Raw genomic sequence first — 25,745 nt, 5'->3', positions numbered from 1 at the left:
TATGAAAAAAGTTAACACCAAAGCCGCACCCGCCGAGCCGGTCAGCGGTGAAGTGATCGCTCTCCCGCCGGTGCAGGTGCGCCGTCGCACCCCGGCGTTTGCCCGGCGGATTAACGACCTGCTGCAACGCCTGATCCCGGCGCTGCTCGGCCTGGGGCTGCTGGTGATTGCCTGGCAGCTGGCGGCCATCAACAGCAAAGGCTTCCCAACGCCGCTCAGCACGCTGGATTCTGCTCTCACCCTGTTTGCCGATCCCTTCTATCGCGACGGGCCAAACGACATGGGGGTGGGCTGGAACGTGCTGGCCTCGCTGCAGCGTGTTGCCATCGGCTTTGGTCTGGCGGCCATCGTGGGCATTCCGCTGGGCTTTATGATTGGCCGCTTCACCTTTATGTCCCGCATGTTCACCCCGCTGATTGCCCTGCTGCGCCCGGTCAGCCCGCTGGCCTGGCTGCCCATTGGCCTGCTGCTGTTCCAGAAGGCGGAGCCCGCCTCCAGCTGGACCATTTTTATCTGCTCGATCTGGCCGATGGTCATCAACACCGCCGAAGGGGTGCGCCGCATCCCGGAGGATTACCTCAACGTCGCCCGGGTGCTGCAACTGTCTGAGTGGACGGTGATGCGCCGCATTCTCTTCCCGGCCGTGCTGCCCGCGGTGCTGACCGGGGTGCGGCTCTCCATCGGCATCGCCTGGCTGGTGATTGTCGCCGCCGAGATGCTTACCGGGGGCCTGGGTATCGGCTTCTGGATCTGGAACGAGTGGAACAACCTCAACGTTGAAAACATTCTCATCGCCATCGTCATTATCGGCGTGGTGGGTTTGCTGCTGGAGCAGGGGCTGATGCTGATCGCCCGTCGTTTCAGCTGGCAGGAAAAATAAGGAGCGCACATGAAACCATTAATTCAGGTCCAGGCCGTCAGCCAGCGTTTTTCCACTGCCAGCGGCGAGTTTCTGGCACTGCAGAACGTCTCTTTTGATATTCACGAAGGGGAGACCATCAGCCTGATTGGTCACTCCGGCTGCGGCAAATCCACGCTGCTTAACCTGATCGCGGGCATCACGTTGCCAACCGAAGGCGGGCTTCTCTGCGATAACCGCGAGATCGCCGGGCCGGGGCCGGAGCGGGCGGTGGTGTTTCAGAACCACTCCCTGCTGCCGTGGCTGACCTGCTTCGACAACGTGGCGCTGGCGGTGGATCAGGTGTTCCGCCGCAGCATGAGCAAAGCGGAACGCCGGGAGTGGATCGAACATAACCTCGAGCGGGTGCAGATGGGGCACGCCATCCACAAGCGCCCGGGGGAGATCTCTGGCGGCATGAAGCAGCGGGTGGGCATTGCCCGCGCCCTGGCGATGAAGCCAAAAGTGCTGCTGATGGATGAGCCGTTTGGCGCCCTCGACGCCCTGACCCGCGCCCATCTGCAGGATTCGGTGATGCACATCCAGCAGGAGCTGAACACCACCATCGTGCTGATCACCCACGACGTGGACGAGGCGGTACTGCTCTCGGACCGGGTGCTGATGATGACCAACGGTCCGGCGGCGACGGTGGGCGAGATCCTGCGCGTCGATCTGCCGCGGCCGCGTAACCGGGTGCAGCTGGCGGAAGAGAGCCGCTATCACCATATGCGCCAGCAGATCCTCCACTTCCTCTACGAAAAACAGCCGAAAGCGGCCTGAGGAGCACCACCATGCGCCTGGTCATCATTGGAAACGGACTGGCGGCAACGCGGCTGATTGAGGCGTTGACCGACCGCGCCCCCGGGCACTTCGACATCACCGTCATCGGTGAAGAACGGGCGCCCGCCTATAACCGCATCCAGCTTTCGCCGGTGCTGGGGGGCGAGAAAGCGGCCGCGGCAACGCAGCTGCATGACGACGCCTGGTATCTGGTGCGCGGCGTCACGGTGCTATGCGGCGAACGGGTGCTGGGGGTGGAGTGCGCGGCGCGGATGTTGCGCACCGATAAACGCCTGCTGGGGTGGGATGAACTGGTCTTCGCCACCGGATCGCAGCCGTTCGTGCCGCCGATCCCCGGAAGCAATCTGCCCCACGTCTTTACCTTCCGCACCCTGGATGACGTGAACGCCATTCTGGCGACGCCCGGTCCGGCGGTGATTCTGGGAGGCGGCGTGCTCGGCGTGGAAGCAGCGGCGGCGTTACGCCTCCAGTGTGACAACGTCACGTTAGTGCATCGCGGCTCGTGGCTTATGGAGCAACAGCTGGATCAGCACGCCGGGCTGCTGCTGGAGGAGGCGCTCTCGGCGCGGGGTATCGGCTGCGAGCTTAACGCTGGTATTGCGCAGATAACCCCTGAGCGCGTCGTCCTCAGCGGCGGACGCACTCTGGCCGCCAGCCGGGTAGTGCTGGCCACGGGCGTCATACCCAACATCACCCTGGCGCAGACAAGCGGTGTGCCGTGCGGGCGCGGGATCCGGGTGGATAACCAGATGCGCACCGCGTTTGAGGGCATCAGCGCCATCGGCGAGTGCTGCGAAATCGACGGGCAGACGTGGGGGCTGGTGGCGCCCTGTCTGGCCCAGGCGGAGATCCTCGCCGCCCGTCTTGCAGGCGACAGCGTCACCCCCTTTACCCCGACGCAAAACGGCATGCGCCTGAAGGTCACCGGCATTGAGCTGTTCAGCGCCGGAGGGGTGGGCGCGCAACAGGATGACGCGGTGTGGACCAGCTGGGATCCGCTGACCCGCCATTACCGCCGCTTACTGGTTCGTAACGGCACGCTGGCAGGCGTGCTGCTGATGGGGGAGTGTCGCAGTGCGGCCACCCTCACCGATTTACTGGCAACGTCAGAACCCGCCCGGGCGGACTGGCTGTTCGATCGATTCACTACGCAGCCGCAGGTTGCAGGACAGAACGCTATGACAAAACCTACTCTGGTTGTGGTTGGACACGGTATGGTCGGCCACCATTTTCTTGAAGACTGCGTAAACCGCGGTCTGCATCAGCAGTATCAGATCGTGGTCTTCGGTGAAGAGCGCTATGCCGCCTACGATCGCGTCCATCTTTCAGAATACTTTGCCGGACGCAGCGCCGACTCGCTGTCGATGGTCGCCGGGGTTTTCTTTGCGGAAAATGGCATTGAGCTGCGCCTCTCTCAGCAGGTGGTGGCTATCGATCGCGACGCCCGGGTGATCCGCACGGCGGGCGGGCATGAGACCCACTGGGACAAACTGGTGCTCGCCACCGGGTCCTACCCGTTCGTGCCTCCGGTGCCAGGGCGCGACCTGCCGGGCTGCTTTGTTTACCGTACCCTGGACGATCTGGATAACATCGCCGCCCGCGCCAAAGATTCGCGCACCGGGGTAGTGATCGGCGGCGGGCTGCTGGGGCTGGAGGCGGCCAACGCCCTGAAACAGCTTGGGCTGGAGACCCACGTGGTGGAGTTTGCCCCCAACCTGATGGCGGTGCAGCTCGATAACGACGGGGCCGCCATGCTGCGGCGCAAAATCGAAGCGCTCGGTGTGGGCGTGCATACCAGCAAAGCGACAACGGAGATCGCCGAAACCGAAGGCGGAATGGTGCTGCGTTTCGCCGACGGCAGCGAACTGGCTACCGACATGGTGGTCTTCTCCGCCGGGATCCGCCCGCAGGATGCGCTGGCCCGCGAATGCGGTCTGGGGCTTGGCGAGCGCGGTGGGATCATTATCGACAACCAGTGCCGCACCTCGGATGCGGATGTGTTCGCCATTGGCGAATGCGCCCTCTGGGAGAACAAAATCTTCGGCCTGGTGGCCCCCGGCTACCAGATGGCGCGCGTCGCCTGTGCCGCGCTGGCAGGTGAAGAGAACGCCTTTATGGGGGCGGACATGAGCACCAAACTCAAGCTGCTGGGTGTGGACGTGGCCTCGTTTGGCGATGCCCATGGCCGCACGGCCGGATCGCAGAGCTACCAGTGGACCCACGGCCCGCAGCAGATCTACAAGAAGATCGTGGTCAGCGCCGATAACAAAACCCTGCTCGGCGGCGTGCTGGTGGGGGATGCCAGCGAATATGCCACCCTGGTGCAGATGATGCTTAACGGCATCAGCCTGCCCAACGATCCTGAAACCCTGATCTTACCTGCGGTAGCCGGCAGCGCCCCGAAAGCGCTGGGCGTGGCGGCCCTGCCGGAGAGCGCGCAGATCTGCTCCTGTCATAACGTCAGCAAGGGCGATATCTGCCAGGCGGTGAGCAACGGCGCGACCGACATCGGGGCGGTGAAGCAGTGCACCAAAGCGGCCACCGGCTGCGGCGGCTGTAGCGCGCTGGTGAAACAGGTGATGGAGTTCCAGCTGGCGGCCCAGGGCGTGGAGGTGAAAAAGGACATCTGCGAGCACTTCGCGTACTCCCGCCAGGAGATCTATCACCTGGTGCGCGTCAATCGCATCCACACCTTTGAGCAACTCATCAGCCGCTACGGTCAGGGTCACGGGTGTGAGATCTGCAAACCGCTGGTGGGCTCGGTGCTGGCCTCCTGCTGGAACGAATACCTGCTGAAACCGGCTCACCTGCCGCTGCAGGACACCAACGACCGCTACTTTGCCAACATCCAGAAAGACGGGACCTACTCCATTGTGCCGCGCATGGCTGCCGGGGAGGTGACCGCCGACGGGCTGATCGCCATCGGCCAGATCGCCAAACGCTATCAGCTGTACAGCAAAATTACCGGCGGGCAGCGTATCGACCTGTTTGGCGCCCGGCTGGAGCAGCTGCCGGAGATCTGGCAGCAGTTGATTGACGCCGGGTTTGAAACCGGCCACGCCTACGGCAAATCCCTGCGCACGGTGAAATCCTGCGTCGGCTCTACCTGGTGTCGCTACGGGGTGCAGGACTCCACCGGGCTGGCAGTGACGCTGGAGAACCGCTACAAGGGGCTGCGCGCCCCGCACAAAATCAAGATGGCGGTGTCGGGCTGCACCCGCGAGTGTGCCGAAGCCCAGAGCAAGGATGTGGGGGTGATCGCCACCGACAAGGGCTGGAACCTCTATCTCTGCGGCAACGGCGGCATGAAGCCACGCCATGCGGATCTGTTTGCCAGCGATCTCGATGACGCCACGCTCCTGCGCTACGTCGACCGCTTCCTGATGTTCTATATCCGCACCGCCGACCGCCTGCAGCGCACCAGCACCTGGCGGGATAACCTCGAAGGCGGGCTGGAGTATCTGCGCGAGGTGATCATCGACGACAGTCTGGGCATTGCCGGTGAGCTGGAACAGGAGATGCAGCGGGTGGTGGATACCTATCAGTGCGAATGGCAGACCACGCTGCAGGATCCGGGCCGTCTGGCGCAGTTCCGCACGCTCGACGCCGCCCCGGCACCAGCAAAACGCTGGCAGGATATCTGCAACCTGGACGACATCCCCGAGGAGGCCGGGATAGGCGCCCGTCTGGGTTCGCAGCAGATTGCGCTGTTCCGCTTCGGCAAGTCGATTTATGCCCTGGAAGACAGGGAGCCGGGCGGCAGCGCCAGCGTATTGTCGCGCGGCATTCTTGGGGATGCCGGCGGCGAGCCGGTGGTGATCTCCCCGCTGTATAAAACCCGGATCCGCCTGCGCGATGGACGCCTGGTCGACACCGGCGAAGTGGCGGTGCGCGCCTGGCCGGTGAAGGTGGATGGCAACCGCGTGCTGGTGGGCAGCGAAGAACTGGTGATGCGCGCGGAGGCCTCATGACGGAAACCCGGACAACCTGTCCTTACTGCGGCGTGGGCTGCGGGGTGATCGCCCGCGTTGAGGACGGCGGGGTGAGCGTGCGCGGCGACGACAGCCATCCGGCCAACTTTGGCCGCCTGTGCGTGAAAGGCTCGGCGTTAGGGGAGACGACCGGCCTGACGGGCCGTCTGCTGCACCCGGAGGTGGACGACCAGCCAGTGAGCTGGGATCAGGCGCTGGATCGCGCCGGAGAGCGGCTGAGGGAGATTATCGACCAGTACGGGCCGCAGGCGGTGGCCTTTTATGCCTCCGGCCAGCTGCTGACGGAGGATTACTACGCCGCCAACAAGCTGATGAAGGGCTTTATCGGCGCGGCCAATATCGACACCAACTCCCGGCTCTGCATGTCTTCGGCGGTGGTGGGCTACAAGCGGGCCTTCGGTGAAGACGTGGTGCCGTGCAGCTACGAGGACATTGAAAAGACCGATCTGGTGGTGCTGGTGGGATCAAATGCCGCCTGGACCCATCCGGTGCTATATCAGCGGTTGGTGCAGGCGCGCGCCGCTAATCCAGCGCTGAAGGTGGTGGTGATCGACCCGCGCCGCACTGCGACCTGCGATATCGCCGACCTGCATCTGGCCCTGACGCCCGGCAGCGATGCGGGGCTGTTTGTCGGCCTGCTGAATGCCATCGATCCTGAGCGTGCCAGCGACTGGCCGACCGAACGGGTGGCCGAATTTTGCGGCCTGCTGCCTGACGACGTCGCGACGTTCTACGCCTGGTTTACTGCCGCCCCGCGGGCGGTGACGCTCTACACCATGGGGATCAACCAGTCCGCCAGCGGCAGCGACAAGTGCAATGCCATCATCAACGTTCACCTGGCGAGCGGTAAGATTGGCCGCGAGGGCTGCGGGCCGTTTTCGCTGACCGGTCAGCCCAATGCGATGGGCGGGCGCGAGGTGGGCGGGCTGGCGAATCAGCTGGCGGCGCACATGAATTTCACCCCGGATGATTTAAGCCGCGTGGCCCGTTTCTGGGGAACCGGGCGGCTGGCGCAGACGCCGGGCCTGATGGCGGTGGAGCTGTTTGAAGCCATCGCCCGCGGCGACGTCAAGGCGGTGTGGATCATGGGCACCAACCCGGCGGTGTCGCTCCCGGACAGCCATGCGGTGTGTCAGGCCCTGGCCGCCTGTCCGCTGGTGATAGTCTCGGAGGTGATGCGCGACACTGACACCAGCCGCTTCGCCCATATCCGCTTCCCGGCGCTGGGCTGGGGCGAGAAAGACGGTACCGTCACCAACTCCGAACGCCGCATCTCGCGCCAGCGCGCCTTTCTGCCAGTACCTGGGGAAGCGAAACCCGACTGGTGGATCATCGCCCGCATCGCTGAGCGGCTCGGCCATGGCGCGGCGTTCGCCTGGGACCATCCCCACGCCATTTTTTCCGAACACGCTGCCCTGACGGCGTTCGAAAATCAGGGCGAGCGGATGCTGAACCTCGCGGCGCTGGCACAGCTTACCCGCGAGGAGTGGGACGGGCTGACGCCCTGGCAGTGGCCCATCAACCGCGAAGCCTTTACCCGTGGACGCCAGATCCCCGTTAACCCGCAGCCCCACGGCGCCACCGGGAGTGTGCTCTATCCCTTTACGCTCAATAGCGGACGCATTCGCGATCAGTGGCACACCATGACCCGCACCGGGTATGTGCCGCGTCTGATGCAGCACAGCGATGAGCCGACGGTGGATATCTCGCCGCAGGATGCCGCCCGGCTGGGGCTGCAGGAGGGACAGCTGGCGCGGATCAGCGCCCCGCGCGGGTTGATGGTGGCCCGGGCGCGGATCAACGAGGGCCAGCGCGTCGGACAACTGTTCGTTCCGATGCACTGGAACAGCTGCTTTTCCCGCCAGGGCAAGGTGAACGCTCTGGTGGAGGGGCGCTGCGATCCCCATTCCGGTCAGCCGGAGAGCAAGCAGACGGCGGTGCGGCTGATGCCGTGGCAGCCCGCCTGGCAGGGGGAGCTCTGGAGCCGGGAAGAGATGACGCTGCCGATGTTCGTCCACTGGTGGCGCAAGGCGGTGACCGGAGTCTCACGCCTGACGCTGGCCGGGGATAAGCCGCTGCTGGAGTGGCTGCTGGCGCACTGCACCGGGCAGGGCTGGCAGCTGCAAATCGCGCAAACGGGGGAGCGCAGCAGCCTGCTCGCCTGGCATCAGGGGGCTCTGATGCTCGGCTTCTGGCAGGGCACTCAGGTGCCCGCGCTGGCGCATGGTTTTATCGAAGCGGCGTTTCACACCGCGCCGGTAGAGCTGGCGGAACGGCACGCCCTGCTGAACGGCCAGAGCCCTGGCGAGCGCGTGGAGCAGGGGCGGATTATCTGCAGCTGTTTTAGCGTGGGTGAAAACGCCATTCGCGAGGCGATTGCCGGGGGATGCGACTCTGCCGCCGCGCTGGGCGCGAAGCTACGCTGCGGCACCAACTGCGGCTCCTGCGTGCCGGAGCTAAAAGCGATGGTTTCCGTGCGGGTGTAAACGCCTGATGCGCTGCGCTTATCAGGCCTACATGGGCAGACCGTAGGCCGGGTAAGCGTCAGCGCCACCCGGCAATCATGCACCGTCCCCCCCAGGTCGGGTAAGCGAAGCGCCACCCGACAATCATGCACCGTACCCCCGTAGGCCGGGTAAGCGTCAGCGCCACCCGGCAATCATGCACCGTCCCCCCAGGTCGGGTAAGCGCAGCGCCACCCGGCAATAAGACTTCAGGATATTCCTGAAATTTCCCTTTGGGCTGTCATTTTTCCTCAATCACGTTAAGGTATTAACTCTGTTTCCGACAACACAGGCTACCTTTCACGACGGTGATGGTTGTATCTCCCCGCATTCGTTCGCTGTTCCTCCTCCTCTGTTATGCCGGAGCCGTTCACGGTGCCCCGAATTCCTTCATCCATCAGGCGCAAAACCCGTTCGATAACAATGGCGACAGCCTGCCGGACTTAGGCATGGCGACCCCGACGGGAGAAGGCGAAAAGCATCTGGCGGAGATGGCGAAAGCGTTCGGCGAAGCCAGCATGACCGACAACGGCCTGACCACCGAGGAGCAGGCCCGGCAGTTTGCCCTGGGCCAGGTGCGGGAGGCCGTCAGCCAGGAGGTGAACCAGCACATTGAGTCGTGGCTCTCGCCGTGGGGCAATGCCAGCGTCGATCTGCTGGTCAACGACGAGGGGCGCTTCACCGGGAGTAAAGGCAGCTGGTTTATCCCCTGGCAGGATAACAACCACTATCTTACCTGGAGTCAGCTTGGCCTGACCCAGCAGGAGGACGGCCTGGTCAGCAATGCGGGCATCGGCCAGCGCTGGGTGGCGGGCAAATGGCTGCTTGGTTACAACACTTTTTACGACAATCTGCTCGATGAAAATCTCCAGCGCGCCGGGCTGGGCGCCGAAGCCTGGGGCGAATACCTGCGCCTGTCGGCTAACTACTATCAGCCGTTTGCCAGCTGGCGTGACAGCTCAGAGGTGCAGGAGCAGCGCATGGCGCGCGGATATGATGTCACCGCCAAAGCCTGGCTGCCGTTCTGGCATCACCTCAACACCAGCGTCAGCTTTGAGCAATATTTTGGCGACAGCGTGGATCTGTTCCAGACCGGCACCGGATACCACAACCCGCTGGCGGTAAACCTGGGGCTGGATTACACCCCGGTGCCGCTGGTGACCTTTTCCGCCGGGCATAAGCAAGGGGAGAGCGGGGTGAGCCAGAACAACCTCGGCCTGAAGCTCAACTACCGCTTCGGGGTGCCGCTTAAAAAACAACTCTCCGCTGGCGAAGTGGCCGAAAGCCGCTCCCTGCGCGGCAGCCGCTACGATCCGCCCGAGCGCCAGAATCTGCCGGTGCTGGAGTTCCGCCAGCGCAAAACCCTATCCGTCTGGCTGGCAACGCCGCCCTGGGATCTTAAGCCGGGTGAAACGGTGATGCTGAAGCTGGACATTCGCAGCCGTCACGGGGTGCGCTCGCTGCACTGGCAGGGGGATGTTCAGGCCCTGAGCCTGACCTCACCGGCGAAAGCCAGTGATACCGAGGGCTGGAGCATTATCCTGCCGGCGTGGGACAGCAGTGAAGGGGCGAGCAACCGCTGGCGGCTGTCGGTGGTGGTGGAAGATGAAGCGGGGCAGCGTGTCTCGTCCAATGAGATCACGCTTGCGCTGACGCAGCCGCTCCTGGCTCTGCCAGAGGACGATCCGCGCTGGACGCTGCTGCCGGACGAGTAAACTCAGAAAATACGTTCCTGATGCACCCACACCGCCGCTTCCACGCGAGACTTCAGCTTCATCTTCTTCAGCATATGTTTCACATGCACTTTGACCGTACTTTCGGTGATGTCCAGACGGCGGGCAATCATCTTGTTCGGCAGCCCCTGGGCAATCAGCTTCAGGATATCGCGCTCGCGCGGGGTCAGCTGGCTGACGTCGCGATCGGAGGTGGCGCGGTTGGCGCGCAGGCTGGCAGCCAGCACCGGGGTTAAGGCTTCGCTCAGCACCATATCGCCTGCTGCCGCCTGTTGCAGCGATTTCAGCAGCTCTTCCGGCTCCATATCCTTCAGCAGGTAGCCGTCGGCGCCGCGTTTCAGGGCGGTGACCACGTCCTCTTCATGGTTCGAGACGCTGAAGACCACCACGCGTCCGGAGAGGGATTTTTCCCGCAGCTTATCCAGGGTTTCGAGGCCGTTCATGCCGGGCATGTTCAGGTCGAGGAGGATCAAATCAGGATCGAGGGCCTCGGCCAGTTCAATACCTTGTTCCCCGTTGCTGGCTTCGCCCACGACGGTAATATCCGACGCCATGCTGATAAGTTGTTTAACACCGGTGCGCAGCATCGGATGGTCGTCGATCAGCAGGATTGTAGCGGGCTCCTGATTAGACATGATGTTCTCCTTGAGCAGTGAAAAGAGGCTTTTCGGGAATAAAGGTGACGATGACGTCAGTTCCGCCAGATTCGCCGGGGCGGACCTGACAATCTCCACGCAGGCTTTGTGCGCGGTCACGCATAATAATCAGACCATAATGGTTACTTCTTTCGGCGTTCTCCGGGAGCCCGCAGCCGTTGTCACGGACCACCAGTCTGACCTGGTTGTCATGCTGGCTCACGGTGAGCGAGACCGCTGTCGCCCCGGAATGTTTCAGCGCGTTGCTCAATGCTTCCCGGGCGATCTGCAGCAGATGAATGGCCTGGTGCGACGGCACAAAACGTGGCGGCAGCTGGTAATCCAGCGAGACGGTAAAGCCGAGGCGGGCGCTGAACTCCTGGCAGCTGGCTTCCAGCGCCGGACGCAGCCCGGGCTCCGTCAGCTGCAGGCGGAAGGTGGTCAGCAGTTCACGCAGCTGCACCCAGGAGGTGTTCAGCTCGTTGCGGATCTGGCTCAGCAGCTGTTTGCTGCTCTCCGGCAGGTCCGTGTCCTGCATCTGCAGACAGCTGACCTGCATCTTCATGCAGGAGAGCGACTGGGCGATAGAGTCGTGCAGCTCCCGGGCGATGGTGGCGCGCTCTTCCATCACAATCAGCTGCTGCTGTTTTTCCTGATGACGGTCGAGGGCCAGGGTCGCGGTCAGCTGCTCTACCAGCGTATCGACCAGCTGCTGCTGATCGTGGCTGAGATGGCGTCCGGCAGGGAGCGTCGCCAGTAAAATGCCGTACTGCGTCAGGTTGTCCGCCAGGCGCCACTTCAGGGTGGTGCCGCTGGTGGTCAGCGGCGGCAGGCCGCGCGGGCAGAGGCGACAGCCAATTTCATCGCAGCTGGCATCGGACTGACAGGTAAATTCCTGATGGTTCTCTTCGTCTTCCAGGTCATAGACGCGTAATTCGATATCGTGCAGCAGGGTCAGGTTCTGCAACCCGTTGAGCACCGGCGAAAGACGTTCGCACAGCGGCACCTGGGAGTGCAGGCGGCGGTTGGCCTGCCAGAGGAAGGAGAGGATCTCGTTTTTCTGCTCCAGCCCGGCGGTTTTTTCGCGAACCCGCTGCTCCAGCACTGCATAGCTCTCCGCCAGCTCGCCGGACATGGTGTTCAGCGCCTCGCCGAGCATCGCCATTTCGTTGCGCCCGTTGATGTGCGCGCGTTGGGTAAAATCACGCTGGGTAACAGCGCGGGCCATCGCCAGCAGCTGCCGCCAGGGATGCAGCAGCCGGGCGCGCAGCCAGAGGATGGTGAACACCAGCAGCAGGCCCATAAACACTGCCATCAGCTGCTGCATCAGCACCACCCGCTCAATACGCAGTTCGGTGCTGTGATCGAACGCCGAGACCAGATTATCCAGACGGCTGACAAAACCCGATACGTCTGCGGCTACCGCATCCGGGTTACGCGCCTGACGCAGCCCGGGCGCCAGCTGGGTATGCCAGTAGGTCTGCAGGGCCTTCAGCTGGGCCTGCTGATTATCCCGACGCGCAGCGAGCTCCAGCTCAGGGCTGAACGCCGTGGCTTCCATTTCGTCGAGCAATGCCCGATCTTTGTCTTCCAGCGGGATTGCCGCCAGCAGGCGGTAGCTCTGCATGCGCAGCGAACCGGCTTTATTAATGGCGTGCGCGCTGCCCTGTACGCCCTGCACCAGCCAGCCGGAGATCGCCATCCCTGTCACCCCGATGGCGGTAGACAGCATGACAATCAGCACCAGTTGGTTAACCAGCGTTAAAGGTGAAAAACAGCGTTTAAACATAGGGCAGTCTGGCTCCTGACAATGCCTGGACTCGGCAAGGGCTCTATTCTCAGGCAACCCCTGGAGTATACCCATACCCCAAAAGGATTACCTACTAATTGCCATTGAAGGGGTGAATGGGAGGAGAGGGGGCAGCGGGGGTAGCAGCGCCGTGAAAAACCACACCTTTTTTAGCGAAAAACGCTACTCACTTTGGAGGATGGCGGATTTCAGGCCAGAAATTTGCTTACCTTCCCATTGATTTATATCAACTTCACGCCAGCTTAAAACCCTGATCTTTGTAGCATCTTTTAAGAATCAGAGGTGTCTATGAGTCACTCAACTACCCCCGAAAGGGATTCTGGCGCAGTCATTACCGAGTGGCGTCCGGAAGATCCGGCGTTCTGGCAACAGCGGGGCCAACGTGTAGCAAGTCGTAATCTGTGGATTTCCGTTCCCTGCCTGCTGCTGGCGTTCTGCGTCTGGATGTTGTTCAGCGCCGTCGCCGTCAACCTGCCGAAAGTGGGCTTTACCTTTACTACCGACCAGCTGTTTATGTTAACCGCACTGCCTGCGCTCTCCGGCGCGCTGCTGCGTGTTCCTTACGCCTTTATGGTGCCGCTGTTCGGTGGCCGCCGCTGGACCGCGTTCAGTACCGGGATCATGATCATCCCATGCGTGTGGCTGGGCTTTGCGGTACAGGATACCTCTACGCCATTTAGCACCTTCGTGATTATTTCTCTGCTGTGCGGCTTTGCGGGAGCGAACTTTGCCTCCAGCATGGCGAACATCAGCTTCTTCTTCCCTAAACAGAAGCAGGGCGGGGCGCTGGGGATCAACGGCGGCCTGGGCAACATGGGCGTCAGCGTCATGCAGCTGATCGCACCGCTGGCGATCTCGGTCGGTATCTTTGCCGCCTTCGGTGGCGCAGGCGTTGAGCAGGCCGATGGCTCTTATTTGTTCCTGCAGAACGCCGCGTGGATCTGGGTGCCTTTCCTGGTGATCTTCACCCTGGCGGCATGGTTTGGCATGAACGATCTGGCGGCCTCGAAAGCCTCCCTGAGCGAACAGCTGCCGGTGCTTAAGCGTGCCCATCTGTGGATCATGGCGCTGCTCTATCTGGCCACGTTCGGCTCGTTCATCGGCTTCTCCGCCGGGTTCGCAATGCTGTCGAAAACCCAGTTCCCGGATGTGCAGATCCTGCACTATGCCTTCTTCGGTCCGTTCATTGGCGCGCTGGCACGTTCTACCGGCGGGATGATCTCCGACCGTCTGGGTGGCACCCGCGTCACGCTGGTGAACTTTGTGGTGATGGCTCTCTTCTGTGCGCTGCTGTTCATGACCCTGCCGGTTAACGGTGCGGGCGGCAACTTCGGTGCCTTCTTCGCGGTGTTTATGGTCCTGTTCCTGACCGCCGGGCTGGGTAGCGCCTCTACCTTCCAGATGATTTCGGTGATCTTCCGTAAACTGACGATGGATCGCGTTAAAGCGCAGGGCGGCTCTGAGGAGCAGGCAATGCGTGAAGCAGCCACCGACACCGCAGCCGCGCTGGGCTTTATCTCAGCAATCGGCGCCATTGGCGGGTTCTTTATCCCGAAAGCCTTTGGTATCTCTCTGGACCTGACCGGCTCACCGGCGGGCGCCATGAAAGTGTTCCTTGTTTTCTATATCGCCTGCGTGTTTGTCACCTGGCTGGTATACGGACGGAATTCTAATAAAAAGTAAGTAAGTTTGATTATCCGTTTGCGCGGCCTGAGGCCGCGCTTTTTTTACGCCTGTTTTAGTTACAACATACTTTACACCCGAAACCGCTGTCAGCCCGCAGCTACTGTGATCGCCATCGCTTAACAGGATGGCCTACCCCTTAATACCACCGGGGATAAATGCCCAGTGCTGTTTTGTACGATAAATAAATAATAATCATATAAAACAATATATTACATTGTTTACTTTTGTACCGCTTTAGTGGTAGCTAAAAAATTACCGCGCTGAACATCCCCCATCCCCCTTGATCGTTATCAATTCTCCTCCTCTTTCAGAGCGTTACCTTCGCAGCAAATCAGCAATGTCGATTTAGAGAGCCACAGGCTCCACACAGGAGATACCCGATGAGCAAATTTTTGGACCGGTTTCGCTACTTCAAACAGAAGGGTGAAACTTTTGCCGATGGGCACGGCCAGGTTCTGGAGACTAACCGGGACTGGGAAGACGGTTACCGTCAGCGTTGGCAACATGACAAAGTGGTGCGTTCTACCCACGGCGTAAACTGCACCGGCTCCTGCAGCTGGAAGATTTTCGTCAAAAATGGTCTGGTGACCTGGGAAATGCAGCAGACCGACTACCCACGCACCCGCCCGGATATGCCAAACCACGAACCGCGTGGCTGCCCACGTGGCGCCAGCTACTCCTGGTATCTGTACAGCGCTAACCGCCTGAAATATCCGCTGATGCGTAAACGCCTGATGAAGATGTGGCGTGAAGCGAAAGTGCAGCACAGCGATCCGGTGCTGGCCTGGGCCTCTATTATCGAAGACGCCGACAAAGCGAAGAGCTTCAAACAGGCTCGCGGTCGCGGCGGCTTTGTGCGCTCCTCCTGGCAGGAAGTGAACGAACTGATTGCCGCCTCCAACGTCTATACCGTTAAAACCTACGGCCCGGACCGTGTGGCGGGCTTCTCGCCAATCCCGGCGATGTCGATGGTCTCCTACGCCTCTGGCGCGCGCTATCTGTCGCTTATCGGCGGTACCTGCCTGAGCTTCTACGACTGGTACTGCGACCTGCCGCCTGCCTCCCCGCAGACCTGGGGTGAGCAGACCGACGTGCCGGAATCCGCAGACTGGTATAACTCCAGCTATATCATCGCCTGGGGCTCCAACGTTCCGCAGACCCGTACCCCGGACGCCCACTTCTTTACCGAAGTGCGTTACAAAGGTACCAAAACCGTCGCCGTTACCCCGGACTACGCCGAAATCGCCAAGCTGTGCGACCTGTGGCTGGCCCCGAAACAGGGTACCGATGCCGCGATGGCGTTGGCGATGGGCCACGTCATGCTGCGTGAGTTCCACCTCGACAAGCCAAGCCAGTACTTCACCGACTACGTGCGCAAGTACACCGACATGCCAATGCTGGTGATGCTGGAAGAGCGCGACGGTTACTACGCCGCAGGCCGTATGCTGCGTGCCGCCGACCTGGTGGATGCGCTGGGCCAGGAAAATAACCCGGAGTGGAAAACCGTTGCCTGCACCAGCAATGGCGACATGATTGCTCCTAACGGCTCCATCGGTTTCCGCTGGGGTGAGAAGGGCAAATGGAACCTCGAGCAGCGTAACGGCACGACCGGTGAAGAGACCGAACTGCGCCTCAGCATGCTGGGCAGCCAGGACGAGATCGCCGATGTCGGCTTCCCGTACTTTGGCGGCGAAGGATCTGAACACTTCAACAAGGTTGAGCTGCAAAACGTCCTGATGCACAAACTGCCGGTGAAACGCCTGCAGCTGGCCGACGGCTCTACCGCGTTAGTCACCACCGTTTATGACCTGACCATGGCCAACTACGGTCTGGAGCGCGGCCTTGGCGACGAAAACTGCGCCACCAGCTATGACGACGTAAAAGCCTACACCCCGGCCTGGGCCGAGCAGATCACCGGCGTACCGCGGGCGCAGATCGTCCGTACCGCGCGCGAGTTTGCGGATAACGCCGATAAGACTCACGGTCGTTCAATGATCATCGTCGGTGCAGGCCTGAACCACTGGTATCACCTCGATATGAACTATCGCGGGTTGATCAACATGCTGATCTTCTGCGGCTGCGTCGGTCAGAGTGGCGGCGGCTGGGCACACTACGTGGGCCAGGAAAAACTGCGTCCGCAGACCGGCTGGCAGCCGCTGGCGTTTGCCCTTGACTGGCAGCGTCCGGCGCGTCACATGAACAGCACCTCTTACTTCTATAACCACTCCAGCCAGTGGCGCTACGAAACGGTTACCGCCCAGGAGCTGCTGTCGCCGATGGCGGACAAATCCCGCTACAGCGGCCACTTAATCGACTTCAACGTGCGCGCAGAGCGCATGGGCTGGCTGCCGTCTGCGCCACAGCTGGGGACCAACCCGCTGCGCATTGCAGAGGAAGCGAAGAAAGCCGGCATGACGCCAGCGGACTACACCGTCAAGTCCCTGAAAGAGGGCTCTATCCGTTTCGCCGCTGAGCAGCCGGAAAACGGTAAAAACCATCCGCGCAACCTGTTCATCTGGCGCTCCAACCTGCTGGGCTCGTCCGGTAAAGGCCACGAGTACATGCTGAAATACCTGCTCGGTACTGAAAATGGTATCCAGGGGAAAGATCTCGGCAAGCAGGGCGGCGTGAAGCCTGAAGAGGTGGAGTGGAAAGACAACGGTCTCGACGGCAAACTGGATCTGGTGGTGACCCTGGACTTCCGTCTGTCCAGCACCTGCCTGTACTCCGATATCGTGCTGCCAACCGCTACCTGGTATGAAAAAGACGACATGAATACCTCGGATATGCATCCGTTTATTCATCCGCTGTCTGCCGCCGTTGACCCGGCGTGGGAATCCAAAAGCGACTGGGATATCTACAAAGATATCGCGAAGAAATTCTCCGAAGTGTGCGTAGGGCATCTGGGCAAAGAGACCGACGTGGTCACCCTGCCAATCCAGCACGACTCTGCCGCCGAACTGGCGCAGCCGCTGGACGTGAAGGACTGGAAAAAAGGCGAGTGCGACCTGATCCCGGGCGTCACTGCACCGCACATTATTCCGGTGGAACGTGATTACCCGGCGACCTACGAGCGCTTTACCTCTATCGGCCCGCTGATGGAGAAAATCGGTAACGGCGGCAAGGGCATTGCCTGGAATACCCAGAGCGAAATGGATCTGCTGCGTAAGCTCAATTACACCAAAGCGGACGGCCCGGCCAAAGGCCAGCCAATGCTGAACACGGCGATTGATGCGGCAGAGATGATCCTCACCCTGGCCCCGGAAACCAACGGTCAGGTGTCGGTGAAAGCCTGGGCGGCGCTGAGCGAATTTACCGGTCGCGACCATACCCATCTGGCGCTGAACAAAGAAGACGAGAAGATCCGCTTCCGCGATATTCAGGCCCAGCCGCGCAAAATTATCTCCAGCCCGACGTGGTCTGGTCTGGAAGATGAGCACGTCTCTTATAACGCCGGTTACACCAACGTTCACGAGCTGATCCCATGGCGTACCCTGTCCGGCCGTCAGTCCCTGTATCAGGATCATCAGTGGATGCGTGACTTCGGTGAGAGCCTGCTGGTCTACCGTCCGCCGATTGATACCCGCTCCGTGAAAGCCGTAATGGGTGCGAAATCCAACGGCAACCCGGAGAAGGCGCTGAACTTCCTGACGCCGCACCAGAAGTGGGGTATCCACTCCACCTACAGCGACAACCTGCTGATGCTGACGCTGTCGCGCGGCGGCCCGATTGTCTGGATGAGTGAAGCGGATGCCAAAGATCTGGGCATTGAAGATAACGACTGGATCGAAGTGTTCAACAGCAACGGCGCCCTGACCGCCCGTGCGGTGGTGAGCCAGCGTGTACCGGCCGGGATGACCATGATGTACCACGCCCAGGAACGTATCGTGAACCTGCCGGGTTCCGAGATAACCGAACAGCGCGGCGGTATTCATAACTCCGTGACCCGTATTACGCCGAAACCGACCCATATGATCGGCGGCTATGCGCAGCTGGCCTACGGCTTTAACTACTACGGCACCGTAGGATCGAACCGCGATGAGTTCGTGGTGGTACGTAAGATGAAGAACATTAACTGGTTAGATGGCGAAGGTAATGACCAGGTACAGGAGAGCGTAAAATGAAAATTCGTTCACAAGTCGGCATGGTGCTGAATCTGGATAAATGCATCGGCTGTCATACCTGCTCAGTCACCTGTAAAAACGTCTGGACCAGCCGCGAAGGTATGGAGTACGCCTGGTTCAACAATGTGGAAAGCAAGCCGGGCACCGGCTTCCCGACTGACTGGGAAAACCAGGAGAAATGGAAGGGCGGCTGGATCCGTAAAATCAACGGCAAGCTGGTGCCGCGCATGGGTAACAAAGCGCTGCTGCTGGGTAAGATCTTCGCTAACCCGCACCTGCCGGGCATCGATGACTACTACGAGCCGTTTGACTTCGATTACCAGAACCTGCACAACGCCCCGGAAGGTAAACACCAGCCGATCGCCCGTCCACGCTCGCTGATCACCGGTCAGCGCATGGACAAGATCACCAGCGGGCCCAACTGGGAAGAGATTCTGGGCGGCGAGTTCGAAAAGCGCGCCAAAGACCAGAACTTCGAAAACATGCAGAAGGCGATGTACGGCCAGTTCGAAAACACCTTCATGATGTATCTGCCGCGCCTGTGCGAACACTGCCTCAACCCGGCCTGTGTCGCCACCTGTCCGAGCGGTGCCATCTACAAGCGTGAAGAAGACGGTATCGTGCTGATCGACCAGGACAAATGCCGTGGCTGGCGTATGTGCATCACCGGCTGCCCGTACAAAAAAATCTACTTCAACTGGAAGAGCGGCAAGTCCGAGAAGTGCATCTTCTGTTATCCGCGTATCGAAGCCGGGATGCCAACCGTCTGCTCTGAAAGCTGCGTAGGCCGTATCCGTTACCTCGGCGTGCTGCTGTATGACGCAGATGCCATTGAAAACGCGGCGAGCACCGAGAACGAGAAAGATCTGTACCAGCGACAGCTGGACGTGTTCCTCGATCCGAACGATCCAAAAGTGATCGCCCAGGCGCTGAAAGACGGCATTCCGCAGAGCGTGATTGACGCTGCGCAGCAGTCGCCAGTGTACAAAATGGCGATGGACTGGAAGCTGGCCCTGCCGCTGCATCCGGAATACCGCACGCTGCCGATGGTCTGGTATGTGCCGCCTCTGTCTCCGATTCAGTCTGCGGCTGACGCGGGCGAGCTGGGCAGCAACGGCATTCTGCCGGATGTCGAAAGCCTGCGTATCCCGGTTCAGTATCTGGCGAACCTGCTCACCGCAGGTGACACCCAGCCGGTACTGCTGGCGCTGAAACGTATGCTGGCGATGCGCCACTTCAAACGTGCGGAAACCGTTGACGGCGTCATCGACACCCGCGCGCTGGAAGAGGTGGGCTTAAGCGAAGCTCAGGCTCAGGAGATGTACCGCTATCTGGCGATTGCCAACTACGAAGATCGTTTCGTGGTACCCAGCAGCCACCGTGAGCTGGCCCGTGAAGCCTTCCCGGAAAAAAGTGGGTGTGGCTTTACCTTCGGCGACGGTTGCCACGGTTCAGACAACAAATTCAACCTGTTTAACAGCCGTCGCATCGACGCGATGGATGTGACCAGCAAAACGGAGCCGCACCAATGATTGAACTCGTCATTGTTTCGCGTCTGCTCGAGTACCCGGATGCTGCCCTGGCGCAGCATCAACAGGAACTCTTTGATGCACTCGCGTCATCGGAAAACCTGGACAAAGAGGATGCCCAGACCCTGGGCGTTTTCCTCCGCGATCTGCTCTCCCGGGATCTGCTGGACGTGCAGTCTGACTACAGCCAGCTGTTCGACCGCGGCCGCGCCACTTCGCTGCTGCTGTTCGAGCACGTTCACGGTGAATCCCGTGACCGGGGTCAGGCGATGGTCGACTTGATGTCGCAGTACGAGCAGCACGGCCTGCATCTCGACAGCCGCGAGCTGCCGGATCACCTGCCGCTGTACCTGGAGTATCTGGCGCAGCTGCCGAAAGAAGAGGCGCTGGGCGGCCTGCAGGATATCGCTCCGATTCTGGCGTTACTGAGCGCGCGTCTGCAACAGCGTGAAAGCCGCTACGCGGTGCTGTTCGATCTGCTGGTGAAACTGGCAAACGCATCGGTCGACAGTGAAAAAGTGGCGGAAAAAATCGCCGATGAAGCGCGCGATGATACCCCACAGGCGCTGGATGCGGTCTGGGAAGAGGAGCAGGTGAAGTTCTTTGCTGACCAGAGCTGCGGTGAGTCGGAGATCGCCGCTCACCAGCGTCGTTTTGCCGGTGCCGTTGCCCCGCAATATTTGAATATCTCTAACGGAGGACAGCAATAATGCATTTCCTGAATATGTTCTTCTTCGATATCTATCCGTATATTGCCGGTTCGGTATTTCTGATTGGTAGCTGGCTGCGTTATGACTACGGTCAGTACACCTGGCGCGCCGCGTCCAGCCAGATGCTGGATCGCAAAGGGATGAACCTGGCGTCGAACCTGTTCCATATCGGTATTCTGGGCATCTTTGCCGGTCACTTCCTCGGGATGCTGACCCCGCACTGGATGTATGAATCCTTCCTGCCGATGGACGTGAAGCAGAAGATGGCGATGATTGCCGGGGGCGCCTGCGGCGTGATGACCCTGGTCGGCGGCCTGCTGCTGCTGAAACGTCGTCTGTTCAGCACGCGCGTTCGCGCCACCACCACCGGGGCAGATATCCTGATCCTCTCCCTGCTGATGGTGCAGTGTGCGTTGGGTCTGCTGACCATTCCGTTCTCTGCGCAGCACATGGACGGCAGCGAAATGCTGAAGCTGGTGGGTTGGGCACAGTCGGTGGTGACCTTCCACGGCGGGGCATCTGAGCATCTGGACGGCGTGGCGTTTGTTTTCCGCGTCCACCTGGTGCTGGGCATGACCCTGTTCCTGCTGTTCCCGTTCTCCCGTCTGGTGCATATCTGGAGCGCGCCGGTAGAGTACCTGACGCGCAGATATCAGATTGTGCGTGCCCGTCGCTAATCAGCCGTTTTAATCTGAACCCCGCACTCGCGGGGTTTTTTTTCGCCCCAGCCGAGATTATTCCCCGCCGCAGCAAACAGGATCAGCGCCCCACCGGCCAGTTGGGTGAGATTCAGCGCATGGCCAAAGACCAGATTATCGACAATCAATGCCACCACCGGATAGATAAACGACAGCGAACCGGTGATGGGCGTAGGGAGTTTCTGAATGGCGCTGTAGAGCAGTTGATACATCACCCCCGTGTGCACAATCCCCAGCGTGAGTAAAATCGCCCAAGGAAAATCGCCGGAGAAAGTTGGCATAGTTGCCAGTGGCAGGAGCATCACCACCCCGGTTAAAACCTGAATAAAGGCGATATGCTGCGGCGCGATGGTCTTCAATTTGCGCGTGATGATGGCGGTCAGGGCATAGAAAAAGGCTGCGCCCAGCGCGAGGGCGATCCCCGCGAGCCATTGTGCGTTATGCCCGCCGGTCAGTTCGCTGGAGAGCAGTATCACCACGCCGCCAAAGGCGAGGAACAGCCAGCCCCATTTCACCAGGCTCACCCTTTCACCCATCAACATGCCCATCAGCACCAGCATAAAGGGCTGGGTGTTATAAACCACCGTTGAAGCCCGATTGAGATACGGTCGAAGGCGGCAAACAGCAGTAGCCAGTTAATGACCAGCGCAACGCCGCCGAGCACGGCCAGCCCCAGAGTGACTTTAGTTAAGGGGCTGAAAGGGTGTTTACTGAAACGAATAAAGAGAAACAGCGCAATGGCACCGATCAGGCAGCGCCAGAACACTACTTCGGTCACCGGTAAACCGGAAAGCAAAACAAACGCGCCGATGGAGCCGGATATCAGCATCGCCAGGCTCATTTGCCAGACGCCTTTTTGAATGTCACTCATCACACACCTCCTGATTAATGCCTTTATTGTTAAAAAATTGTGTCTGGTTTTACAGTGCTGAAGTAAGGTAAGAGTCAGGATTTGCTTTTATAAATTAGGTGGATGCTATGGATTACGTTATTGATGAGATCGACCGCCATATTCTGCGCTGTCTGGTAGAGGACGCGCGTATGTCGCTGAAGGTGTTGAGCGCCCGGGTTGGACTCACGTCACCCAGTACGGCGGAGCGTTTAAAAAGGCTGGAGGAGCGGGGGATTGTTCAGGGGTACGGTGCCCGGGTAAACCTGGCTGCGCTGGGGTATACGCTGCAGGCGCTTGTCCGCGTGCGGCCGTTGCCGGGGTTATTGCATAAGGTGGATAAATACATCCAGCAGATGCCCGAATGTATAGAGAGCGACAAAGTGACCGGCGAAGACTGCTTTGTTATCAGGCTGGTGGTGTGCTCGATTGAACAGCTGGATACGTTGCTGGATGGGCTGGCAGAACACGCGCAGTGCAATACGTCTATTGTGAAGAGTTCACCGGTAACGCGCCGGTTGCCGCCGGTGTAGTGTTTTTTGCCGGGTGGCGGCTGCGCCTTACCCGGCCTACGGATACGGTGCGGTGTTGTCGTTTTGTAGCCCCGGTAAGCGCAGCGCCACCGGGGAATACAGGTGCGCGGGAGCTGGATAAATACATTGATTTGGGAAGTAATGGTGGAGAAGGAAAGATTACTCGGCTGCATCAAAAAATGCATGAGACATGTTGCGAATAACAGATTTAATAGGATTTGAAAATGATGGTGGTGGGGGAAGGATTCGAACCTTCGAAGTCGATGACGGCAGATTTACAGTCTGCTCCCTTTGGCCGCTCGGGAACCCCACCAGGGGTAATTCAAATTTTGAGGTAAAGCTGAGAGATGGTGGTGGGGGAAGGATTATTCGTCGCTTCGCTCCTCACCCTTCGGGCCGTTGCCTTTGGCAACGTTGTCTCGCTTTCGCTCGACTCGAACCTTAATCGAAGGTTCTCACCCTTCCCGATAAGTGCAAACTTCGCTACATCTCATCGGTATTACCACATCGCTGTGGTGAATAATGGTGGTGGGGGAAGGATTCGAACCTTCGAAGTCGATGACGGCAGATTTACAGTCTGCTCCCTTTGGCCGCTCGGGAACCCCACCACGGGGTAATGCTTATACTGGCCTGCTTCCTTGTGGGAAGCGGGGCGCATCATATCAAATGACGCGCCCCTGTAAAGACTTCCTTTGCTAAATTGAATCGTTTGCCTGATTTTTGCGCATAAAGACGCAAAGCTAATCAATTCATTTTATAAAGGATTAAAGAATAATCGTTCTGTTACCGTACACGAAGACACGCTGAGCCAGCACCTGATACAGCGCGCGGCTTAATACATTTTTTTCGACGTCGCGGCCGGCACGCATCATATCTTCCGCCGTGTAGGTGTGATCGACATGAATCACGTCCTGCATAATGATTGGACCTTCATCCAGATTGTCATTCACGTAGTGGGCCGTTGCGCCGATGATCTTCACGCCGCGCTCGTACGCCTGGTGATAAGGACGCGCGCCAATAAACGCCGGCAGGAACGAGTGGTGAATATTGATAATCTTGTTCGGGAAACGGGCAACAAATGACGGCGTCAGAACGCGCATGTATTTCGCCAGCACCACGTAGTCCGGATCATGCGCTTCAATGGCCTGAGCCATTAAATTGTCATGCTCTTCGCGGGTATGGCCTTCATGGCTGACCAGCTCAAACGGAATATCAAAACGCTCAACCAGAGTACGCAGCGTCTCGTGGTTGCCAATGACCGCAGCGATCTCCACGTCCAGCCCGCCATAGTTGGCTTTCATCAGCAGGTCGCCCAGGCAATGCGCCTCTTTGGTGACCAGGATAACCACGCGGCGACGACCGGCAGGAGTCAGTTCACGTACCGAGCCTTCCGGCAGGGCGCCGTCCAGATCGGCAAGCAGCGTCGCGTCATTGAAAATCCCTTCCAGCTCGGTACGCATAAAGAAGCGGCCGGTACGGTGATCAACAAACTCGTTGTTCTGCACGATATTCAGTTCATGCTTGTAGCAAATATTGGTGATACGGGCGATCAGCCCTTTCTGGTCGGGACAAATGGTGCGCAGCACTTTGCGTTGTGTTGATTGCATTGCCGGAAAATCCTTAAGTGTTTGCTGAAATGGTGTCGTCAGGCCTTACTGGCCGCAACACTTTTTAAATTTTTTACCTGAACCACAGGGGCAGGGGTCATTACGACCGAACTGTGGACGCGTACCGTCAATATAGTACCACTGTCCGCCCTCCTTTAAGAAACGCGAGCGTTCGATGATGGCACCCGCTTTGCCTTGTTCGGTAAAGCGCGCGACAAAACTGACGAACCCCTCGTTTTCATCCCGGCCTGCTGCCGTTTCGTACTGAGTCAGGCCGAGCCACTGCGTATTTGCAAATCCGGCCTCGATCTCCTGACGAAAATCAGTAGCATGGCAGGATGGATGCCAGGTCCTGATCAGGTAGTCTGCGTCCCGCGTCACAAAAGCGGCATATCGGGAGCGCATAAGTGATGCCGGGTCCGGTGCAACCTGTTCACCAGTAAGATATCGCTGGCAACATAGGCTATAATCGAGAGCGCTACCGCAGGGACAGAGTTGAGACACGATTCTCTTCCTGAAATTAAAATATGAATGGCTGACAACGCCAGGGTGGCACTATGTTAACTGAGCGTGTGCAATGACGCTATGCCAGGAATCCAGGGGACGTTAAACAGGGCTAATGAGAAAAGTAAAAATTGGACTGGCGTTGGGCTCAGGTGCAGCCCGGGGCTGGTCGCATATTGGCGTGATCAACGCCTTACAACGTTTAGGTATCGAAATTGATATTGTTGCAGGCTGTTCAATAGGTTCACTGGTGGGGGCCGCCTACTCGTGTGGCAAGCTCCCGGAGCTGGAAACCTGGGTTCGTTCTTTTAGCTACTGGGACGTCCTGCGCCTGATGGATCTCTCCTGGCAACGTGGCGGGTTATTACGCGGTGAGCGCGTCTTTAACCGTTTTCGCCAGGTCATGCCCCTGACCGAATTCTCAAGCTGTCAGATGCCTTTCGGTGCGGTAGCTACCAATCTCAGCACCGGCAGGGAAATCTGGTTCACCGAAGGCGATCTTCATCTTGCCGTACGAGCCTCCTGCAGTATGCCTGGCCTGATGGCGCCGGTTCCGCATAATGGCTACTGGTTGGTTGACGGCGGCGTTGTTAATCCGGTGCCCATTTCACTGACCCGCGCGATGGGGGCCGATATCGTCATTGCCGTCGACCTCCAGCATGATGCCCACCTGATGCAGCAGGATCTTATGCCGGTCAATACCCATACTGATGAGGGCGCGCCAGAAGATCTCGCCTGGCATAAACGCCTGCGAGGACGCTTCACGCGGACCACCCGTAAGCTGGTCACTGCGCCTACCGCTATGGAAATCATGACGACGTCAATTCAGGTGCTGGAAAATCGCCTGAAGCGCAATCGAATGGCGGGAGATCCGCCGGATATATTGATCCAACCTTTTTGTCCACAAATTTCAACGCTCGATTTCCATCGTGCAGAGGCAGCCATTACCGCAGGCGCGCAGGCAGTCGAAAAGAAAATGGATGAATTATTACCTTTAGTGCGGGCAACAGCCTGAGCACGTTTTTTTTGATTACTTCAGCAAAATCTGACAGGCGATAGTACCGATAGCATGCCACTATTTATCTATTGTCA

The 25,745-nt window shown here is 59.6% G+C and carries 16 protein-coding genes, 2 tRNA genes, 1 other RNA gene and 1 pseudogene; 12 read left to right on the top strand and 8 right to left on the bottom strand.

The features are described 5' to 3' along the window. Window position 1: 1 nt before the first annotated feature. From ntrB to FHN83_RS25470, 5 genes are all read left to right on the top strand, one after another. Window positions 2-880 carry a nitrate ABC transporter permease gene (ntrB, locus tag FHN83_RS25490; protein ID WP_139565345.1) on the top strand — a complete coding sequence of 293 codons (879 nt, stop codon included), beginning with the start codon at window positions 2-4 and terminating at the stop codon, window positions 878-880. Between the two features lie 9 nt (window positions 881-889). Then, complete coding sequence (locus FHN83_RS25485; protein WP_103179937.1) at window positions 890-1,678, top strand: ABC transporter ATP-binding protein; 789 nt, start codon at window positions 890-892, stop codon at window positions 1,676-1,678. Between the two features lie 11 nt (window positions 1,679-1,689). Further along, window positions 1,690-5,670: a nitrite reductase large subunit NirB gene (gene nirB, locus FHN83_RS25480; protein ID WP_139565344.1), complete on the top strand. Its 3,981-nt coding sequence runs from the start codon at window positions 1,690-1,692 to the stop codon at window positions 5,668-5,670. Further along, window positions 5,667-8,177, top strand: coding sequence for a nitrate reductase (locus FHN83_RS25475; RefSeq protein ID WP_139565343.1), 2,511 nt, complete (start codon window positions 5,667-5,669; stop codon window positions 8,175-8,177). Before nirB ends, FHN83_RS25475 begins: the two co-directional genes overlap by 4 nt. 329 nt (window positions 8,178-8,506) lie before the next feature. Continuing rightward, window positions 8,507-9,910 carry a YchO/YchP family invasin gene (locus FHN83_RS25470; protein WP_039030701.1) on the top strand — a complete coding sequence of 468 codons (1,404 nt, stop codon included), beginning with the start codon at window positions 8,507-8,509 and terminating at the stop codon, window positions 9,908-9,910. A 2-nt stretch (window positions 9,911-9,912) separates the two neighbouring features. Here the strand turns inward: FHN83_RS25470 and narL are convergent, their stop codons facing one another. Beyond that, a complete protein-coding gene (gene narL / locus FHN83_RS25465; RefSeq protein WP_039030700.1) occupies window positions 9,913-10,563 on the bottom strand; it encodes a two-component system response regulator NarL in 651 nt (216 codons plus the stop codon). Next, a complete protein-coding gene (gene narX / locus FHN83_RS25460; RefSeq protein ID WP_139565342.1) occupies window positions 10,556-12,352 on the bottom strand; it encodes a nitrate/nitrite two-component system sensor histidine kinase NarX in 1,797 nt (598 codons plus the stop codon). The genes narL and narX overlap by 8 nt, the downstream gene beginning before the upstream one ends. Window positions 12,353-12,661: 309 nt before the next feature. Here narX and FHN83_RS25455 point away from each other — a divergent pair, with 309 nt between their 5' ends. From FHN83_RS25455 to narI, 5 genes are all read left to right on the top strand, one after another. Next, window positions 12,662-14,056, top strand: coding sequence for a NarK family nitrate/nitrite MFS transporter (locus tag FHN83_RS25455; protein WP_139565341.1), 1,395 nt, complete (start codon window positions 12,662-12,664; stop codon window positions 14,054-14,056). Between the two features lie 383 nt (window positions 14,057-14,439). Then, on the top strand, window positions 14,440-18,183 hold the full coding sequence (locus FHN83_RS25450) for a nitrate reductase subunit alpha (RefSeq protein WP_139565340.1): 3,744 nt from the start codon (window positions 14,440-14,442) through the stop codon (window positions 18,181-18,183). After that, entirely contained in the window at window positions 18,180-19,715 is a 1,536-nt protein-coding gene (gene narH / locus FHN83_RS25445) for a nitrate reductase subunit beta (protein WP_039030696.1), read from the top strand. The genes FHN83_RS25450 and narH overlap by 4 nt, the downstream gene beginning before the upstream one ends. Then, a complete protein-coding gene (gene narJ, locus FHN83_RS25440) occupies window positions 19,712-20,422 on the top strand; it encodes a nitrate reductase molybdenum cofactor assembly chaperone (RefSeq protein ID WP_139565339.1) in 711 nt (236 codons plus the stop codon). Before narH ends, narJ begins: the two co-directional genes overlap by 4 nt. Next, window positions 20,422-21,099: a respiratory nitrate reductase subunit gamma gene (gene narI, locus FHN83_RS25435; protein ID WP_139565338.1), complete on the top strand. Its 678-nt coding sequence runs from the start codon at window positions 20,422-20,424 to the stop codon at window positions 21,097-21,099. Before narJ ends, narI begins: the two co-directional genes overlap by 1 nt. Here the strand turns inward: narI and FHN83_RS25430 are convergent. Next, window positions 21,096-21,991 (bottom strand): annotated as a pseudogene (locus FHN83_RS25430) (DMT family transporter). The gene narI and the pseudogene FHN83_RS25430 overlap by 4 nt on opposite strands. A gap of 107 nt (window positions 21,992-22,098) precedes the next feature. Between FHN83_RS25430 and FHN83_RS25425 the strand changes: the two are divergent. After that, window positions 22,099-22,542: an Lrp/AsnC family transcriptional regulator gene (locus FHN83_RS25425; RefSeq protein WP_139565337.1), complete on the top strand. Its 444-nt coding sequence runs from the start codon at window positions 22,099-22,101 to the stop codon at window positions 22,540-22,542. 228 nt (window positions 22,543-22,770) lie between these two features. Here FHN83_RS25425 and FHN83_RS25420 read toward each other — a convergent pair. The 5 genes from FHN83_RS25420 to FHN83_RS25400 all read right to left on the bottom strand — a co-directional run bounded on the left by FHN83_RS25420 (window position 22,771) and on the right by FHN83_RS25400 (window position 24,653). Beyond that, a tRNA-Tyr gene (locus FHN83_RS25420) sits at window positions 22,771-22,855 on the bottom strand. A 35-nt stretch (window positions 22,856-22,890) separates the two neighbouring features. Then, window positions 22,891-23,022: non-coding RNA, RtT sRNA (locus FHN83_RS25415), on the bottom strand. Between the two features lie 43 nt (window positions 23,023-23,065). Continuing rightward, window positions 23,066-23,150 (bottom strand) — tRNA-Tyr (locus tag FHN83_RS25410). Between the two features lie 156 nt (window positions 23,151-23,306). Next, window positions 23,307-24,149: a formyltetrahydrofolate deformylase gene (gene purU, locus FHN83_RS25405; RefSeq protein WP_039030691.1), complete on the bottom strand. Its 843-nt coding sequence runs from the start codon at window positions 24,147-24,149 to the stop codon at window positions 23,307-23,309. A 45-nt stretch (window positions 24,150-24,194) separates the two neighbouring features. Next, complete coding sequence (locus tag FHN83_RS25400; protein WP_072036690.1) at window positions 24,195-24,653, bottom strand: YchJ family protein; 459 nt, start codon at window positions 24,651-24,653, stop codon at window positions 24,195-24,197. 115 nt (window positions 24,654-24,768) lie between these two features. Between FHN83_RS25400 and rssA the strand changes: the two genes are divergently transcribed. After that, window positions 24,769-25,668: a patatin-like phospholipase RssA gene (rssA, locus tag FHN83_RS25395; RefSeq protein ID WP_039030689.1), complete on the top strand. Its 900-nt coding sequence runs from the start codon at window positions 24,769-24,771 to the stop codon at window positions 25,666-25,668. Window positions 25,669-25,745 lie beyond the last annotated feature (77 nt).

The sequence above is a fragment of the Leclercia adecarboxylata genome (assembly GCF_006171285.1).
In the GTDB taxonomy this organism is placed as follows: Bacteria; Pseudomonadota; Gammaproteobacteria; order Enterobacterales; family Enterobacteriaceae; genus Enterobacter; species Enterobacter barmai.
Note: the sequence above shows the minus strand (reverse complement) of the source record. Positions and strands in the feature narration are given on the sequence as shown.

Excerpts from the sequence above, each read along its gene's own strand:
- ntrB (WP_139565345.1), top strand. The coding sequence starts at position 2 with ATGAAAAAAGTTAACACCAAAGCCGCACCCGCCGAGCCGGTCAGCGGT.
- FHN83_RS25485 (WP_103179937.1), top strand. The coding sequence starts at position 890 with ATGAAACCATTAATTCAGGTCCAGGCCGTCAGCCAGCGTTTTTCCACT.
- nirB (WP_139565344.1), top strand. The coding sequence starts at position 1,690 with ATGCGCCTGGTCATCATTGGAAACGGACTGGCGGCAACGCGGCTGATT.
- FHN83_RS25475 (WP_139565343.1), top strand. The coding sequence starts at position 5,667 with ATGACGGAAACCCGGACAACCTGTCCTTACTGCGGCGTGGGCTGCGGG.
- FHN83_RS25470 (WP_039030701.1), top strand. The coding sequence starts at position 8,507 with ATGGTTGTATCTCCCCGCATTCGTTCGCTGTTCCTCCTCCTCTGTTAT.
- narL (WP_039030700.1), bottom strand. The coding sequence starts at position 10,563 with ATGTCTAATCAGGAGCCCGCTACAATCCTGCTGATCGACGACCATCCG.
- narX (WP_139565342.1), bottom strand. The coding sequence starts at position 12,352 with ATGTTTAAACGCTGTTTTTCACCTTTAACGCTGGTTAACCAACTGGTG.
- FHN83_RS25455 (WP_139565341.1), top strand. The coding sequence starts at position 12,662 with ATGAGTCACTCAACTACCCCCGAAAGGGATTCTGGCGCAGTCATTACC.
- FHN83_RS25450 (WP_139565340.1), top strand. The coding sequence starts at position 14,440 with ATGAGCAAATTTTTGGACCGGTTTCGCTACTTCAAACAGAAGGGTGAA.
- narH (WP_039030696.1), top strand. The coding sequence starts at position 18,180 with ATGAAAATTCGTTCACAAGTCGGCATGGTGCTGAATCTGGATAAATGC.
- narJ (WP_139565339.1), top strand. The coding sequence starts at position 19,712 with ATGATTGAACTCGTCATTGTTTCGCGTCTGCTCGAGTACCCGGATGCT.
- narI (WP_139565338.1), top strand. The coding sequence starts at position 20,422 with ATGCATTTCCTGAATATGTTCTTCTTCGATATCTATCCGTATATTGCC.
- FHN83_RS25425 (WP_139565337.1), top strand. The coding sequence starts at position 22,099 with ATGGATTACGTTATTGATGAGATCGACCGCCATATTCTGCGCTGTCTG.
- purU (WP_039030691.1), bottom strand. The coding sequence starts at position 24,149 with ATGCAATCAACACAACGCAAAGTGCTGCGCACCATTTGTCCCGACCAG.
- rssA (WP_039030689.1), top strand. The coding sequence starts at position 24,769 with ATGAGAAAAGTAAAAATTGGACTGGCGTTGGGCTCAGGTGCAGCCCGG.